Raw genomic sequence first — 16,019 nt, forward strand, 5'->3', positions numbered from 1 at the left:
AAGCGCTTCGGCTCGGCCACCGTGCTGTTCTACAAGGGGGCAAACCACTCGGCGCGGTCCCAGATGCCGGTGTCGACTCCGCCCGGTGCGATGGCATTCACGCGAACACCATACCTAGCGGCTTCTGCAGCGGCGACCTTGGCAAGCTGGATCGTGGCCGCTTTTGAAGCTGAATAGGCAGCGGTTCCGGCAGCCGCCTTTATACCGGACACCGACGCCGTCAGCACGACGGCTCCGCTCTCGGCCTTCTTCATGGCGCGCAAGGCGGTTCGCAGCGAGAGAAACATCCCGTCAAGATTGACCGAGAGGGTCTTGCGCCACGCCGTGATATCGAGGTCCGTGATTTCGCCATTGCTGGCAATGCCGGCATTGAGCACGGCGTAGTCGATCCGCGGCACTTCGCGCTCGAGCAGTTTCCACAGCGACGGATCGGAGACATCGCCGCCGAAAGGGCGTGCCTTGCAGGCCAGACCCAAGCGATCGAGCGCGGGACGATCGATGTCGACCAGAACGAGTTCTTCGATACCTTGCGCATCGAGCCAGCGGGCAGCGCTTGCCCCGATGCCAGATGCCGCGCCGGTCACGAGCGCGACGCGCCCTGCAAATTCCGTGGTTCCCGTCATGCCCGCAGGCTAGCGCGGGTCAGGCGGCGTTGTCGATGCCCAGTTCCGAAAGCTTGCGGTAAAGGGTGGACCTGCCGATGCCCAAGCGGCGGGCAACTTCGGTCATGCGGCCCCGGTAATGGCCGATGGCAAGGCGAATGACGTCGGCCTCGATCTCTTCGAGTGGTCGCAGGTTGCCATCGGGTGCGAATAACGTGATGCCGGCACCATCGGTGACGTTCGGTGCACGGCGGCTGGATTCCCCGATCAAGCTTGAAAGGCTGGGGAAGTCCTGTGCCGTAAGGGCCTCGCCATCGCAGAACACGGCGGCGCGGAACAGGGTGGCTTGCAACTGGCGGACGTTGCCGGGCCAATCGTATGCCGACAGCAGTGCCAGTGCGCCATCGGTAATGCCCAGCGGCCTGAGGCCCGGCTGTTCACCGATGCGGGTCAGGAAATGCCTTGCAAGCGCCGGAATATCGGCGGCGCGCTCGCGCAGGGCGGGCAGCAGGACTTGTGTCTGGCTGAGCAAGGCGTGGAGTTCAGCGCGGAAGTCGCGGGTCTCGACGAGGTCGCGCAGGCCGGCATTGGCGCAGGCGATCACTCGCACATCGACGCGGAAAGAATGACGCGCGCCGATGGGCTGGACGTCGCCCCGTTCGAGGAAGCGGATCATGCGCTCCTGCACGGTATCGGGCAGGCGATCGACCTCGTCGATCACCAGGGTGCCGCCGTCGGCGTGCTGGAGCAGTCCTACGTGACGTTCGAACGCTCCGGCGAAGGCGCCCTTTTCGTGTCCGAACAAGGCGGATTCGACCTGATTGGCAGGCATGCCGCCGATGTTGATGGTCTTGAGCGCGGTGCGGCTGCGCGGGCTGGCGGCGTGCATGGCGCGGACCAGCATTTCCTTGCCCGTGCCGCTTTCGCCTTCGATCAGGATACTGCCATGGGTCCGCGCTGCCTTCGCGGCTACAGCCAGCGCGGCACGGAAGGCTGGAGTTGCACCAATCATCGAATCGAAGTCCAGCGCTGTGCCGAACTTCTCTGTGAGGGGCTGCAGTTCGCTGGCGTCGGTTTCGCGCGAAGTTGCACTGCGCAGGGCCTGGAGCAGGCGTTCCGGCGCAACCGGCTTGATCAGGTAATCGGTGGCGCCCGCGCGCATGGCCTCGACCGCGAGCAGTGGCGAGTTGCTGGTGGTGAGCATCAGGATCGGAAGGGCAGGGCGGCGTGCCTTCAATTCAGCGATCAGCGCGCAGGCATCGTCGCCGGGAACCCATTGGTCGAGAATGATGGCGCCGAGTTGCATGCCCTGGCGAGTGCCGAGCGTGGCGATTGCGCTTTCCGAATCGCGGGCGATGATCGTGCGCCATCCCTCCCGCGAAGCCAGCGCCGAGATCAGGCGGCACTGGGCGGGTTCGTCATCAATCAGCATGAGAAGGCGCTGTTCGGGCTCCTGCATGACCTAGTCTTTTGACTCCCCCGCAAATACGTCAGGAGCGTCGGTCTAAGGTCATAGGGTAAAGACCCGATTAAGCGCGATAGGACCGCTCCGCACTTGAGCGCAGGGACGGCCACCGCTAGAGCATGCACGTCGCGCCCCAGTGGCGCATGGTTTTTGGGGAAGAGAATGGCTCCGGCAAACGACATCAAGGCTGCAAAGTCGACCTACGAAGGCTTCGTGAACATGGTAAAGTGGGCCACGCCAGCGATTTGCGTGCTGGTTTTCGTGGTCGTCCTGGTGATCCAGTAAGAGCGCCGTGGCGGGGGCAATAAAGATCGCCGTCCTTCGGGAACGTGCGACGGGGGAGAGCAGGGTTTCGGCATCGCCGGAGACCTGCAAGAAATTCATTGCCCTCGGGGCTACGGTGGCTGTCGAGACCGGGGCGGGTATTACCGCCTCGATCTCTGACGAGGAATACCGTGCGGCAGGAGCCGAGGTGACGGACAATGCGGTGCAGGGCGCGGACATCGTGCTCGGCGTGCAGGGTCCGGAGCCTGAGCTGCTGGCTGGCGCCAATCCGGGCGCATGGATTGTTGCCGGGCTCGATCCCTTCGGTAAGCGCGCGCGGGTTGATGCGTACGCTGCGGCCGGTTTTGAAGCTCTCGCCATGGAGTTCATGCCGCGCATTACCCGCGCGCAGAGCATGGACATCCTGTCCTCGCAGTCCAACCTCGCCGGTTACAAGGCGGTGCTGGTCGCCGCCAACCTTTATGGCCGCGCGTTTCCAATGATGATGACGGCGGCGGGCACGGTCTCTGCTGCCAAGTGCTTTGTCATGGGCGTCGGCGTTGCCGGGCTTCAGGCCATCGCCACGGCGCGCCGTTTGGGTGCGCAAGTTTCGGCGACTGACGTGCGTTCGGCCACCAAGGAGCAGATCCAGTCGCTCGGGGCCAAGCCGATCTTCGTGGAGAACGTCGCCGGCATCGAGGGTGAGGGCGCGGGTGGCTATGCCACCGAAATGAGCGAGGAATACCAGAAGGCCCAGGCCGAACTGGTCAGCGCGCACATCGCCAAGCAGGACATCGTGATCACGACGGCACTAATTCCGGGCCGCGCTGCACCGCGCCTGATCTCTGACGCGCAGATCGCGACGATGAAGCCGGGCTCGGTCATTTTCGACCTTGCTGTGGCGCAGGGCGGAAATGTCGAGGGTTCGGTGGCGGATGAGGTGGTCGAGAAGCACGGCGTCAAGATCGTCGGCTATTCGAACACGCCTGCGCACCTGCCGGCGGATGCTTCGGCGCTGTTCAGCCGCAATCTCTTCAACTTCCTCTCGGCCTTCTGGGACAAGGAGCAGGGCAAGCCTGTTCTGGACGAGGAAATCGGCAACGCCATCCGCCTGACGCAGGGCGGCAAGGTGGTCAACGAACGACTGCTCGGCTGAGGGGGAAAGCCATGGACTTCATATCGATCCTGAGCATTTTCGTGCTCGCCTGCTTTGTCGGGTATTACGTCGTCTGGTCGGTCACGCCGGCTCTTCATACGCCGCTGATGGCGGTGACCAATGCGATCTCGTCGGTGATCGTGGTGGGCGCGCTGGTCGCTTCGGCGGCTGCAGGTAGCCCATCGGCCAAGTGGCTGGGGCTGGGCGCCGTGGTGCTGGCTTCGGTCAACATCTTCGGCGGGTTCGCCGTGACGGCGCGCATGCTGGCGATGTACAAGAAGAAGGAGAAGAAGTGATGGAACACGTCGCTGTCTCTCCCTGGGTGGCGCTGGCCTATCTGGTCTCGGGCGTCCTCTTCATTCTCGCGCTGCGTGGGCTTTCCAGCCCGGCGACGAGCCGTGCAGGCAACCGCTATGGCATGATCGGCATGACCATCGCGGTGGTCACCACGCTGCTGACGCACGAAATTGCCAGCCTGCCGGAAATCATCGTGGCGCTGGCCATCGGTGGCGGCATCGGCTTCGTCATCGCCCGCAAGATCGCGATGACGGACATGCCGCAGCTGGTTGCCGCGTTCCACTCGCTGGTCGGCCTTGCCGCCGTGCTGGTGGGCCTTGCCGCCTACCTGAACCCCGACGCCTTCGGGATCATGCTGCCGGACGGCCAGATCAACCCGGTAAGCCGGATCGAGCTGGGTCTCGGCATCGCCATTGGTGCGATCACCTTCTCCGGCTCGGTCATCGCCTTCCTCAAGCTAGCCGGCAAGATGAGCGGATCGCCGATCCTGCTGCCGGGGCGCCACGTGCTCAACCTTGGCACGCTGATCGCGATCATCGGCCTGGTGGCATACTTCACGCAGGATCAGTCGGCCTGGGTGATCGCCACGATCACCGTACTGTCGTTCATCATCGGCTTCCTGCTGATCATCCCGATCGGCGGCGCGGACATGCCGGTGGTCGTCTCGATGCTCAACTCGTACTCGGGCTGGGCTGCGGCGGCGATGGGCTTCACGCTGCACAATACGGCGATGATCGTCACCGGCGCGCTGGTCGGTTCCTCGGGTGCGATCCTTTCGTACATCATGTGCAAGGCGATGAACCGCGGGTTCCTTGCTGTTATCGCAGGCGGCTTCGGGGCCGAGGCTGCTGCCGGTGGCGGTGCTGCCAAGGAGCAGCGCCCGTGGAAGCGCGGCTCTGCCGAAGACGCGGCCTACATGATGAAGGAAGCCGAGAACGTCATCATCATCCCGGGCTACGGCATGGCCGTGTCCCAGGCGCAGCACGCGCTGCGCGAGATGGGCGACGTGCTCAAGAAGGAAGGCGTCAACGTCAAGTACGCCATCCACCCGGTGGCGGGCCGCATGCCCGGCCACATGAACGTGCTGCTGGCCGAAGCCAACGTGCCCTACGATGAAGTGTTCGAGCTGGAAGACATCAACAGCGAGTTCGCGCAGGCTGACGTGGCCTTCATCATCGGCGCGAACGACGTGGTCAACCCGGCCGCCAAGACCGACAAGTCCTCACCGATCTACGGCATGCCGGTGTTCGACGTCGACAAGGCCAAGACGATCTTCTTCGTCAAGCGCTCGATGGGCGGCGTGGGCTATGCCGGCGTCGACAACGACGTGTTCTACATGGACCAGACCATGATGCTCCTCGCCGACGCCAAGAAGATGGTCGAAGACATCGTCAAGGCGCTGCAGCACTGATGCGCAAAGACGCTGCCGTCATCGCGATTGCCTTGGTAGCGGCGTCCTGTGCGCCATCGAAACTGGCTTATGGAAAGGTCCGCTCGGCACTTGTCGATGCGGGCCTTTCCGATTCCAATGCCGCCTGCATGGCGGAGCGCATGACCGATCGCTTGAGCATCGGACAGTTGCAGCGCCTGCAGGCGTTGCAGGGCACCAAGCGCGCACTGGCGGATTATGTGGCGACGGTGAAGCGCCTTGGCGACGCCGAACTGCTGGGCGTTACGACAAGCGCCGCAGCGCTCTGTGCGAGCGGCCTGGCGCCCGAGAAGAAGCGCTAGCGCTCTGGACCTCCCGCGCGGCCTTTCGTAAGGCCGGTGCAAACAGGGGCCTGTCATCCAAGCCCGGGGAGTTATCGTTTTGCGCAAGATCGGCCTTATCGGCGGCATGAGCTGGGTCTCGACCCGCACCTACTACGAAGACATCAACCAGCTGGTGCAGGCGCGCACCTCGAAGACGGCCAGTGCGCCGCTGCTGATCGAAAGCCTCGACTTCACCAACCTGATCCGGCTCTCGACGCCAGAGCAGTGGGACCATGCCGCCGAGGTGCTGACCGACAGCGCCCGCAGGCTCGAACAGGCCGGAGCGACTGCGCTGCTGATCGGCGCGAATTCGATGCACAAGGTCTATGATCATGTGGCGGCAGCAGTGTCCGTGCCGGTCATCCACATTGCCGACGCGGTGGGCGCGAAGATGAAGGAAGCGGGCGTCAGCAACGCCACGCTGATCGGCACCCGCAACGTCGTGATGGAGAGCTTCTACCGCAAGCGCCTCGTCGCGCATGGCGTCAGCCTCCTGCCACCGGTGGTCGAGGAAGTCGAGGCGATGGACAAGATCATCTACGACGAACTGATGCTGGGCAAGGCATCGCGGTCGGCTGAGCGGACCTTCAAGACCATGCTGACCAACATGGGCCAGCGCGGCGCAAAGGGCGCGGTTCTGGCGTGTACCGAGCTCGACATGGTGATCGACGTGGACGCCAACGTCCTGCCAATCTTCGATGGCACGCGCATCCACGCGCAGGCCGCGGTCGACTGGATTCTCGGTTGACCGCAGCGTGATCGAGGGCCGCGCTCCTTATGCCAGCGACCCTGCGCGCACGCGCGGGCGGGAGTTCGGGCTGGACGACAAGGCTTCACGCGGCCCACGAAGCGCGTTCCAGCGCGACCGCGACCGGATCATCCATTCCATTGCGTTCCGGCGTCTGCGCCACAAGACGCAAGTGTTCATCGCGCCCGATGGTGACCACTATCGGGTGCGACTGACGCATAGCCTGGAAGTGGCGCAGATCGGGCGCGTGATCGCGCGGGCGCTGGGCCTTGACGAGGATCTGACCGAGGCTTTGTGCCTGGCGCACGATATAGGCCATCCTCCCTTTGGCCACGCGGGGGAAGATGCTCTGGAGGAGGCCATGGCCGAGGCTGGTGGCTTCGATCACAACGCCAACACCCTGCGAGTGCTGATGCGGCTCGAAAGCCCTTATTGCGGACACGAGGGGTTGAACCTTTCCTGGGAGACGCTGGAGGGCTTGGCCAAGCACAACGGACCGATCCTGAAGCCGACCTGGGCGCTCGAGGAACTGGACGCTGCGTTTCCAATGGACCTCAGCTCGTTCGCGTCGCTGGAGGCACAAGTCGCGGCAATCTCGGATGATATTGCCTACGACAATCACGATATCGACGACGGTCTTCGTGCAGGATTCCTGTGCCTTGACCAGCTGCTGCAGTTGCCTTCGCTGGCCGAGCAATGGCGTGCTATCGAGCGACGGTTTCCGGGTGCTCCGCAAGACCGGCTGTTGCGCGAATTGGTGCGGGGCCAGATCGGGCGCATGGTCAATGACGTGATCGCCACGGCGCAAGCGAACATCAGGGAAACCGGCGTGGCCAGCGTGGAAGACGTGCGTGCGGCCGGCCGTGCGCTGGCCACGTTTTCCCCAGCGATGGGCGAGGAAGAGCGGGCGCTCAAGCAGTTCATGTATGATCGGCTCTATCTGCACGAAGAGCAATGCCAGACGGCAGACCGGGCCAAGAACGTGATTGCCCTGCTGTTCAAGGCCTATGCTGGTGACCCTGCGCAGATGCCCGAAAGCTGGCGCAATACGCTGTCCGATGCAGAGCCGGCGCGAACGCGGCACATTGCGGACTTCATTTCAGGGATGACCGATCGCTATGCGATCGACAGCTACGCCAGGCTGTTTGGACAGGCACCAGAAGGATTGCGCAATGTCTGAGCGGACGAGGGTGGTTCTCGTCGGCGCGACCGGGCTGGTTGGCCGTGCGGTGATGGCCGAGGCTGTCGGGCGGCCAGACATTCACCTCGTTGCCGTGGCCCGACGCGAAGTGCCGTTGCCCAAAGGCGCGCGGATGGAAATGCTGCTGTCCGATACAGGGCATTGGCCTGATGCCATCGCTGCAGGGCGGCCGGACACCGTGGTGATTGCGCTTGGCACCACGATCAAGGCCGTGGGTGGTGACAAGCAGGCCTTCCGCGCCGTGGATCACGATCTGGTGCTGGAGTGCGCTGCGGCAGCAAAGGCTGCGGGGGCGAGGCAGCTGATCGTGGTATCCTCGGTCGGTGCGCAGTTCTCGTCGAAGAACTTCTACCTTTCGGTCAAGGGCGAGGTCGAGGACAAGCTGGCAAAGCTGCATTTCGATCGCCTCGACCTGATCCGGCCCGGCCTTTTGCGCGGTAAGCGCGAAGGTGCGGCACGACCGGCGGAACGGATCGGGATGATCCTGAGTCCTCTCGTAGACTTGCTGATGGTTGGAAGCCTGAGAAAGTACCGTTCAGCCAAGGCCGGCGACGTTGCCCGCGTGATCCTCAGGCTCGCCGGCACGAAACAGCGCGGGCGCGTCGTTCATCAGCACGACGAGATGCAGCGCATCCTGCGCCGGGGATAAGCTCGTCTCACTACAGTTGACTTCACGCTGCACTGCAACGAATAGGAGCCGTCGCTGATCGCGCGGGAGAGCTCTCTCGATTCGTTCAGGGTCGAGAGACGCCGAAGGAGCAACCGCCCCGGAATCTCTCAGGCAAATGGACCGCGTTGGTCGATAGCGACACTCTGGAAAGTGCCGCTTCCCGCAAAGGGAAGGGCCGCCGAAGGGGTAACCCCAACCAAACCCGTCTGGAGAGGCGGGCGGGGAAAGCTCTCAGGTTTCCGTGACAGAGGGGGCGCCGAATGGCGCCTGAACTGCACGGGACTGATATTTGTGAGCGACACATACGAAAATTCCGAGAATGACCCTGACGTGCCGGTCGGCCCGTTGGTCTTGCCGCTAGATGCGTGGCACCGCGCGCGCGGCGGACGCATGGTCGACTTCGCGGGCTACTGGATGCCGGTCCAGTTCGAAGGAATCATCGCCGAACACCTGTGGACACGGTCCAGCGCCGGGTTCTTCGATGTCTCGCACATGGGCCAACTATATGTCTCAGGGGATGGCGTAGAGGCGGCGCTCGAGGCGGTTCTGCCCATTGACCTTTCGACGCTGCCAGTGGGCGGCGTGCGATACTCGCTGCTGCTGAACGAAGAGGGAGGCATTCTCGATGACCTGATGGTCACTCGCTGGGGCACCGGCTTCTACCTCGTCGTCAACGGCGCGACCAAGTGGGACGACATCGGCCATTTGCGCGAGCATCTGCCCGATGCGGTGACGATCAATCACCTTGAGGACAGCGCGTTGTTCGCGCTTCAGGGGCCGAAGGCGTTTGAAGCGCTCGAACCGCTGGTGTCCGGCGAGCTTCCGCTTTCGGCGCTGACTTTCATGCGCGGCGGATCGTTCAAGCTGGGCGGAGTAGACGCCTGGATCAGCCGCTCGGGCTATACCGGCGAGGACGGCTTCGAGATCGCGGTTCCCGCCGAGAACGCAACGGAGCTGGCGAATCTGATCTGTGCCCAGTCTCAGGTGAAGCCAATCGGCCTCGGCGCGCGCGACAGTCTGCGGCTTGAGGCAGGCCTTCCGCTCTATGGCCATGACATGACCGAAACCATCGATCCGGTCAGCGCCGAACTTCTGTTCGGCATCAACAAGCGCCGCCGTAGCGGCGGCGGCTTCATCGGCGCGGAGCAAGTCTTGCCGCTGATCACGTCGGGTGCAGCGATGCGCCGGGTCGGTCTCGCCATCGAAGGCCGCATGGCTGCCCGCGAAGGGGCAAAGGTGCTGACTGGCGATGCCGAAGTCGGCACCATCACCTCGGGTGGTTTCTCGCCCAGTCTCGAGCGCCCCATCGCCATGGCCTATGTGCCGGTCGATCTCGCTGCCCCGGCACCCCGCTTTCCATCGACGTGCGCGGCCGCAAGCTCGCCGCGACCGTCGTCCCGATGCCTTTCGTTACCCATCGCTACCATCGCAAAGGAGCCGCCTGATGACCCGCTATTTCACCAAGGACCACGAATGGATCGCGGTTGAAGGCGCTGAAGCGACTGTCGGGATCACCGACTACGCGCAGAGCCAGCTGGGCGACATCACCTTTGTCGAGCTTCCCGGCGAAGGCAGCGAAGTGGCCAAGGGCTACAGCGCCTCGGTGGTCGACAGCGTCAAGGCAGCGTCCGACGTCTACGCCCCGGTTTCGGGCAAGGTGACGGTCGCAAACGCCGCGCTCGAGGATCAGCCCGAACTGGTCAACTCGGACCCCGAGGGCGAGGGCTGGCTGTGGAAGATGACCCTGTCCGACACCGCCGAACTCGAAGGCCTGATGGATGAGGCCGCCTATCAGGCCTACGTCGCGGAGCTGTGATCCCATGCGCTACCTTCCACTGACCGACGCTGACCGGAGCGCTATGCTTTCGGTCATTGGTGCGGGGTCGATCGACGAGCTGTTCGCCGACGTTCCAGCCGAGGCACGTCTCTCTGCGCCCATCGCTGGCCTGCCAAATCACGCCACCGAAATGGCGGTCGAACGCCATATGGCGCGGCTTTCGGCGAACAACACCACCGCCGGATCTGTGCCGTTCTTCCTCGGTGCGGGGGCCTATCGCCACCACGTGCCCGCCACGGTCGATCACATAATCCAGCGTGGCGAATTCCTGACGGCCTACACGCCCTACCAGCCCGAGATTGCGCAGGGCACGCTTCAGGTGCTGTTCGAATTCCAGACGCAGGTTGCTAGACTATTCGGGACCGACGTGGCCAACGCCTCGCTCTATGATGGCTCGACGGCGTGCTGGGAAGCGATCGCAATGGCTGGGCGGATCAGCAAGCGCGGCAAAGCCGTGCTTTCGGGCGGCGTGCATCCGCACTACGTCGAAACCGCGCGCACGATGGCCAAGTTCACCGGTGACGTGCTTGACACCAGCGCGCCGGTTCTGGAGGCCGCGCCGGACGATGATGCGCTGATCGCCAAGATCGACGCTGAAACCTCGTGCGTCGTCGTGCAGTACCCCGACATCTTTGGCCGCATTCCCGATCTGGCAAAGATCGCCACCGCCGCCCATGGCGCGGGCGCGCTGCTGATCGCGGTGGTGACCGAGCCGGTCGCGCTCGGCGTGCTCCAAAGCCCAGGCAGCCTTGGTGCCGATATCGTCGTGGGTGAGGGGCAGTCCCTCGGCGTCGGTCTCCAGTTCGGCGGCCCCTATCTCGGCCTGTTCGGCTGCCGCGAGAAGTACCTGCGCCAGATCCCCGGCCGCCTGTGTGGAGAGACTGTGGACGCCGATGGCAAGCGCGGTTTCGTGCTGACGCTTTCGACCCGCGAGCAGCACATCCGGCGCGAGAAGGCGACCAGCAATATCTGCACCAACTCAGGACTATGTGCGCTGGCGTTCTCGATCCACATGACGCTGCTCGGCGGTTCGGGTCTGTCGGACATGGCCAAGCTCAGCCATCTCGCCGCGCGCAAGACGGCGGCGGCGCTGGCCGAAGTTCCGGGCGTGACGGTGGTCAACAGCCACTATTTCAACGAGTTCGCCGTGACCCTGCCGCGCGACGCGCGCCAGATCGTGCGCGAACTGGCTGACCGCCGAGTGCTCGGAGGCATCTCGCTCGGCCGACTCTACCCGAATGAAGAGAGCCTTGCGAATGGCATGGTCGTGGCTGCGACCGAATGCACGACGGATGAAGACATCGCTGCGCTGGTCGCGGCGCTGAAGGAGGTGCTGGCATGAACGCGATCAACCCCACTGGATGGCGTCCGTCAATGGGCGAGAATGCGCCCGACAACGGCATCCAGACCTTCACCGGCAACCGCGCGCTGCAGCTGGAGGAAGCGCTCCTGTTCGAACTCGGCAATGCCGATCGCTCGGGCGTGGACTTTCCAGCAACCGACGGGATCGATCTCTCGGCATTGGGGCCGATGGCCCGTTCCGAACGTCCCGATCTGCCGGGTCTGTCGGAGCCGGAAACGGTGCGTCATTATACGCGCCTCTCGCGCCAGAACTATGCGATCGATCTTGGTCTTTTCCCGCTCGGCTCCTGCACGATGAAGCACAATCCACGGCTGGACGAGAAGGTGGCGCGCATGCCCGGCTTTGCCGACGTGCACCCGCTGCAGCCGGTCCATACCGTTCAGGGCGCATTGGGCGTGATCAACGAACTGGCGCACTGGCTGATCGAATTGACTGGCATGCACGGTGTGGCGATGACGCCCAAGGCCGGTGCTCATGGCGAACTCTGTGGTCTGCTTTGCATACGCGCCGCCTTGGAAGCCAAGGGTGATCCGCGTGATGTCATTCTTGTGCCGGAAAGTGCCCATGGCACCAACCCCGCAACGGCTGCCTTCGCCGGGTTCAAGGTCGAGAATATCCCGGCCACCCCGGACGGGCGCGTCGACACCGCTGCGCTCACCGCGCGGCTCGGGCCTGACGTTGCAGGCGTGATGATCACCAACCCGAACACTTGCGGCCTCTTTGAGCGCGACCTGAAGATCATCGCCGATGCCGTCCACGCCGCAGGTGGCTACGTCTATTGCGACGGAGCGAACTTCAACGCCATAGTCGGGCGGGTGCGCCCCGGCGATCTTGGCGTCGATGCCATGCACATCAACCTGCACAAGACCTTCTCGACCCCGCATGGCGGTGGTGGTCCGGGTTCCGGGCCGGTCGTGCTGTCCGAAGCGCTTTCCCCGTTCGGTCCGCTGCCGTTCACCGCGCGGCAGGCCGATGGCTCGATCAAGCTGATCGAGGAAGAGCAGGCGCATGAAGAGCATCCGCAGGCGTTCGGCCGGATGTGCGCTTTTCACGGCCAGATGGGCATGTACACCCGCGCGCTGGCCTACATCCTCAGCCACGGTGCGGATGGGTTGCGGCAGGTCTCGGGCGATGCCGTGCTGAACGCCAACTACGTTCTGCGCAGCCTCGATGATGTGCTCGATGCACCGTTCGGCAGTGCCGGACCATGCATGCACGAAGCGCTGTTCTCGGACGATGGCTTTGCCGAAGGGTTCTCTACCAACGATCTTGCCAAGGGGCTGATCGACGAGGGCTATCACCCAATGACGGTATACTTCCCGCTCGTCGTCCACGGCGCGATGCTTGTGGAGCCGACCGAGACCGAGAGCAAGGCCGGGCTCGACCAGTTCATCGGCGCGATGCGGTCGCTCGCACAGCGGGCGAGGGCAGGGGACGAAATGCTCAAGTCCGCGCCGCATCTGGCACCGCGACGTCGGCTTGACGAGACCCTGGCGGCGCGCAAGCCCAAGTTGGTCTACAAGGACTGAGAATGCGAAAAGGGCCGCCCCGGCTTGCCGGAGCGGCCCTTTTCCCAACCATCCGGGCGATCAGTTGATCGCTTCTTCGGTTTCATTGGCTGCCGACTTCAGATCATCGCCCGCGCCGCGGACGGTGTTGCAGGCAGTCGCACCAAGCAGAAGGCCACCCATCATGGTGGCAAATACGAACTTGCGGATCATGGCTTTCACCTTTCGAACTTTAGAGTGAGGAGAACGAAACCTCACGATTTGACGAAAGGGAGAACGCCGGAATTCAAGGCCGGTTCCGTTACGCAGCCAAAGGGGCACGTTCCCGGGCGCGCGCCAGCAAATGCTCGCGCCAGGCAATCAGCAGGCTCGCCCCGATGATGATTGGCGCGCCCAGCCAGGTTGTTGCTGGCGGAAGGTGATTGAAGATCAGCCAACCCCAGAATGTCGCCCAGGCCAGCTGGATATAGTCGACCACGATGACGCTCGATACCGAGCCGAAGCGGAGTGATGCGGTCATCGCAATCTGCGCAAACAACCCGGAGATGCCGATCCCGGCCAGCATCGCCCATCCGATGGCGTCATGGCCAAGATCCTGCCCGATCAGCCCCAGCGCGAGGACCGGGGCGCTGAACGCCGAGAAGTAGAACACGACCGTGATCGGCTCCTCGGTGCGGCCAAGGTCGCGAACCTGGATCGTCACCAGCGCAACCATGAAGGCGGCGCCGATGCCAACTGCAACGCCGAACGGCGGAAGGCTGGTGGTGTCAGGCCCGGCAATGACAACTACCCCGATCAGGCCCATGATGACCGCGGTCCAGCGCCACGGACCGACCTTTTCCTTGAGGAACAACGCAGAAAGGATCACGGCGAAGATCGGCGTCGTGAAGCCCAGTATGGTCGCTTCGGCCAGGGGCAGCAGCCGGACCACGCCCAGCGTCAGGAACATGCCGGTGCCGCCGATAAGTGCGCGCCGGGCGTGAATCCACGGCCGCTGCGTCCGTAACCGCCCGATCTGCCCGCGCGCCGCCAGCCACCCGAAGATGGACAGCGCCGGCAGGGCCTGCCGGAAGAACAGCGTTTCGGGCAGCGCGATGTTTCGCTCGCCAGTGAGTTTGACCAGCAGCAGCATGACCGAGAACAGGACCGTCGCAACCAGCCTCAGGCCGAGGGCCAACATGGGGCGGTCACGCGCGGTGGACATCGGCTTGGGCATGACCCGGGCAATAGGCCATTGCCCCTTGCGATCAACCCCTTCCTTGCCCATCTGGCGAGCAATGGAAGACTGGTTCCCGCATATCTGGCAATTTCACTTCGCAGCCGGAGCACTGGCGCTCGTCGTCGCGACGACATCGGTCTGGGCCGAGCGTCGGCGCTTTCGCCGCGTCAACCTGGACGCGGTGGGTTTCATGCCGTGGACCGTGATCTACATGATCGCGTTTCTGGCAGCTTGCGTATTCCTCGGCCTTGCCGCGAGGGAATGGTTCGCGGCCTGATCCGATATCAGAGGCACGCTTCCAGATAGGCCTGGTCGAAGCCGAACTGGCGCGCCTTTTCCAACGTGTAGGGGCGCAGGCCCGAGGGACGGAATTCGCCGATGATCTTGCCGTCTTCGGTCTCGTCCAGGTATTCGAACTTGAACAGTTCCTGGGTCACGATCACGTCGCCTTCCATCCCGATCACCTCGGTGATGTTGGTGGTGCGGCGCGAACCGTCGCGCAGGCGCTTGACCTGGACGATGATGTCGACCGATTCGGCGATCTGGCGGCTGATCGCTTCCTTGGGGATCTTGATGTCGCCCATCAGGATCATGTTTTCCATACGGCCTAGGCATTCGCGCGGGCTGTTGGCGTGAAGCGTGCACATCGAGCCATCGTGGCCGGTGTTCATCGCCGCGAGCAGGTCGAAGCACTCCGCGCCACGAATTTCGCCCAGGATAATGCGGTCAGGACGCATACGCAGGGCGTTCTTCACAAGGTCTCCGATGGTAATTGCGCCCTGGCCTTCAAGGTTCGGCGGGCGCGTTTCGAGCGGCAGCCAGTGCGGCTGCTGCAGACGAAGTTCGGCGGCGTCTTCGATGGTGAGCACGCGCTCGCCCGGGTCGATCATCTTTGACAGGGCGTTGAGCATGGTCGTCTTGCCCGAACCGGTACCGCCCGAGATGACGATGTTCATGCGGCAGGCACCCGCGATCTTCAGCGCAGTGCACATCTTGTCCGACATCGAACCGAAATCGCGCAGCATGTCGAGCGTGATCGGCTTTTCGGAAAACTTACGAATCGAGATGGCCGTGCCACGAAGTGACAGCGGCGGAACGATCACGTTGACGCGGCTACCGTCCTTGAGGCGGGCGTCGGCCAATGGCGTCGTCTGGTCAACGCGGCGGCCGACCTGGTTGACGATGCGCTGAGCGATCTGGAACAGGTGGCTTTCGTCGCGGAAGCGGATTGGGGCGAGCTGGAGCTTGCCCTTCTTTTCGATGTAGGTCTGTTCAGGGCCATTGACCATGATGTCCGAAACGTCAGGGTCGTTGAGCAGCTCTTCCAGCGGCCCGAAGCCGAGCAGCTCGTCGATCAGCACCTTTTCCAGCGCGAACTGCTCGCGCCGGTTGAGCGTGACCTTGAGTTCGGCCAGCACTTCCAGGATGATCGGGCGGAATTCTTCCGAAAGCTCGTCCTTGGTCAGCGTGGCAGCCGCTTCCGGATCGACACGCTCGAGCAGGCGCGGCAGCACCTGTTCCTTGATCTTGTGGACCGACGCTTCAAAGCCCTCGGCCTGATAGCCGCCTTCGTTCACGCCATTGGCACGGTCGGCAAGGCGCGTTAGGGCGTCAGCCTTGAGAGATGCGGCGTTGACTGGAGTATCGACAGGATCGAGCGGTGGCAGCGGCGGGAACTGGTCACCACCCATGGGCATCGGCACCGTCGCAGGTGCGGCAGGCACCGGCGCTGCAGATTCGCCACTGCGCATTGGCCGTGCGACACCAAACGAGGGGCGACCCCCACCGGTGTTGCCTGCAATACCGTTCTTCCGCCCGAAAGCGCTCATTCCCAGTGTCCCACTTTGCCTTGCCATTTCCCTACAAGACATTGTTTTACGAAACGCTAACCGCGATTTCCCGGTTGCAATTGCTGTTGGTCATCTGGGGCCATCATG

The 16,019-nt window shown here is 63.6% G+C and carries 17 protein-coding genes, 1 pseudogene and 2 riboswitches; of the genes and pseudogenes, 13 read left to right on the top strand and 5 right to left on the bottom strand.

Going from position 1 to position 16,019, the window contains the following annotated elements; genetic code table 11:
* Positions 1 to 29 precede the first annotated feature (29 nt).
* Both C7W88_RS12055 and C7W88_RS12060 read right to left on the bottom strand, forming a co-directional pair.
* A complete protein-coding gene (locus C7W88_RS12055; protein WP_370073131.1) occupies positions 30 to 623 on the bottom strand; it encodes an SDR family NAD(P)-dependent oxidoreductase in 594 nt (197 codons plus the stop codon).
* Positions 624 to 642: 19 nt separating this feature from the next.
* Positions 643 to 2,061, bottom strand: a complete 1,419-nt coding sequence (locus C7W88_RS12060) for a sigma-54 dependent transcriptional regulator (RefSeq protein ID WP_118073711.1) — start codon at positions 2,059 to 2,061, stop codon at positions 643 to 645.
* A 168-nt stretch (positions 2,062 to 2,229) separates the two neighbouring features.
* Between C7W88_RS12060 and C7W88_RS12065 the strand changes: the two genes are divergently transcribed.
* The 12 genes and pseudogenes from C7W88_RS12065 (at position 2,230) to gcvPB (ending at position 12,884) form a co-directional block, all read left to right on the top strand.
* Positions 2,230 to 2,352, top strand: a complete 123-nt coding sequence (locus C7W88_RS12065; protein WP_118073712.1) for an aa3-type cytochrome c oxidase subunit IV — start codon at positions 2,230 to 2,232, stop codon at positions 2,350 to 2,352.
* 19 nt (positions 2,353 to 2,371) lie between these two features.
* A complete protein-coding gene (locus C7W88_RS12070; protein WP_118074750.1) occupies positions 2,372 to 3,487 on the top strand; it encodes an NAD(P) transhydrogenase subunit alpha in 1,116 nt (371 codons plus the stop codon).
* An 11-nt stretch (positions 3,488 to 3,498) separates the two neighbouring features.
* Entirely contained in the window at positions 3,499 to 3,783 is a 285-nt protein-coding gene (locus C7W88_RS12075; RefSeq protein WP_011445494.1) for an NAD(P) transhydrogenase subunit alpha, read from the top strand.
* The gene (locus tag C7W88_RS12080; protein ID WP_118073713.1) at positions 3,783 to 5,195 is read left to right on the top strand and encodes an NAD(P)(+) transhydrogenase (Re/Si-specific) subunit beta; all 1,413 of its coding nucleotides are present in this window, start codon (positions 3,783 to 3,785) and stop codon (positions 5,193 to 5,195) included. Before C7W88_RS12075 ends, C7W88_RS12080 begins: the two co-directional genes overlap by 1 nt.
* The gene (locus C7W88_RS12085) at positions 5,195 to 5,515 is read left to right on the top strand and encodes a hypothetical protein (RefSeq protein ID WP_118073714.1); all 321 of its coding nucleotides are present in this window, start codon (positions 5,195 to 5,197) and stop codon (positions 5,513 to 5,515) included. The genes C7W88_RS12080 and C7W88_RS12085 overlap by 1 nt, the downstream gene beginning before the upstream one ends.
* Before the next feature lie 79 nt (positions 5,516 to 5,594).
* Positions 5,595 to 6,284, top strand: a complete 690-nt coding sequence (locus C7W88_RS12090; RefSeq protein ID WP_118073715.1) for an aspartate/glutamate racemase family protein — start codon at positions 5,595 to 5,597, stop codon at positions 6,282 to 6,284.
* Positions 6,285 to 6,294: 10 nt separating this feature from the next.
* Complete coding sequence (locus tag C7W88_RS12095) at positions 6,295 to 7,464, top strand: deoxyguanosinetriphosphate triphosphohydrolase (protein ID WP_240344937.1); 1,170 nt, start codon at positions 6,295 to 6,297, stop codon at positions 7,462 to 7,464.
* The gene (locus C7W88_RS12100) at positions 7,457 to 8,134 is read left to right on the top strand and encodes an NAD(P)H-binding protein (protein ID WP_118073717.1); all 678 of its coding nucleotides are present in this window, start codon (positions 7,457 to 7,459) and stop codon (positions 8,132 to 8,134) included. The genes C7W88_RS12095 and C7W88_RS12100 overlap by 8 nt, the downstream gene beginning before the upstream one ends.
* 53 nt (positions 8,135 to 8,187) lie before the next feature.
* A riboswitch (glycine riboswitch) is annotated at positions 8,188 to 8,288 on the top strand.
* Positions 8,289 to 8,413: riboswitch (glycine riboswitch) on the top strand.
* Positions 8,414 to 8,446: 33 nt separating this feature from the next.
* Positions 8,447 to 9,600, top strand: a pseudogene (gcvT, locus tag C7W88_RS12105) (glycine cleavage system aminomethyltransferase GcvT).
* Positions 9,600 to 9,971 carry a glycine cleavage system protein GcvH gene (gene gcvH, locus C7W88_RS12110; RefSeq protein ID WP_118073718.1) on the top strand — a complete coding sequence of 124 codons (372 nt, stop codon included), beginning with the start codon at positions 9,600 to 9,602 and terminating at the stop codon, positions 9,969 to 9,971. The pseudogene gcvT and the gene gcvH overlap by 1 nt, the downstream one beginning before the upstream one ends.
* Positions 9,972 to 9,975: 4 nt before the next feature.
* Positions 9,976 to 11,334, top strand: a complete 1,359-nt coding sequence (gcvPA, locus tag C7W88_RS12115) for an aminomethyl-transferring glycine dehydrogenase subunit GcvPA (RefSeq protein WP_118073719.1) — start codon at positions 9,976 to 9,978, stop codon at positions 11,332 to 11,334.
* Entirely contained in the window at positions 11,331 to 12,884 is a 1,554-nt protein-coding gene (gcvPB, locus tag C7W88_RS12120; RefSeq protein ID WP_118073720.1) for an aminomethyl-transferring glycine dehydrogenase subunit GcvPB, read from the top strand. Before gcvPA ends, gcvPB begins: the two co-directional genes overlap by 4 nt.
* Before the next feature lie 60 nt (positions 12,885 to 12,944).
* Here the strand turns inward: gcvPB and C7W88_RS24365 are convergent, their stop codons facing one another.
* Positions 12,945 to 13,076 (bottom strand): hypothetical protein, encoded by a 132-nt coding sequence (locus tag C7W88_RS24365; protein WP_255355086.1) that lies wholly within the window; start codon positions 13,074 to 13,076, stop codon positions 12,945 to 12,947.
* 88 nt (positions 13,077 to 13,164) lie between these two features.
* Positions 13,165 to 14,079 (bottom strand): DMT family transporter, encoded by a 915-nt coding sequence (locus C7W88_RS12125; protein WP_240344613.1) that lies wholly within the window; start codon positions 14,077 to 14,079, stop codon positions 13,165 to 13,167.
* Between the two features lie 61 nt (positions 14,080 to 14,140).
* Between C7W88_RS12125 and C7W88_RS12130 the strand changes: the two genes are divergently transcribed.
* The gene (locus C7W88_RS12130; protein WP_118073721.1) at positions 14,141 to 14,359 is read left to right on the top strand and encodes a hypothetical protein; all 219 of its coding nucleotides are present in this window, start codon (positions 14,141 to 14,143) and stop codon (positions 14,357 to 14,359) included.
* Between the two features lie 7 nt (positions 14,360 to 14,366).
* On the opposite strand, the gene C7W88_RS12135 is transcribed toward C7W88_RS12130, so the two are convergent.
* Positions 14,367 to 15,911, bottom strand: a complete 1,545-nt coding sequence (locus C7W88_RS12135) for a CpaF family protein (protein WP_118073722.1) — start codon at positions 15,909 to 15,911, stop codon at positions 14,367 to 14,369.
* Positions 15,912 to 16,019: the final 108 nt, after the last annotated feature.

It is taken from the genome of Novosphingobium sp. THN1 (assembly GCF_003454795.1).
Taxonomy (GTDB): Bacteria; Pseudomonadota; Alphaproteobacteria; order Sphingomonadales; family Sphingomonadaceae; genus Novosphingobium.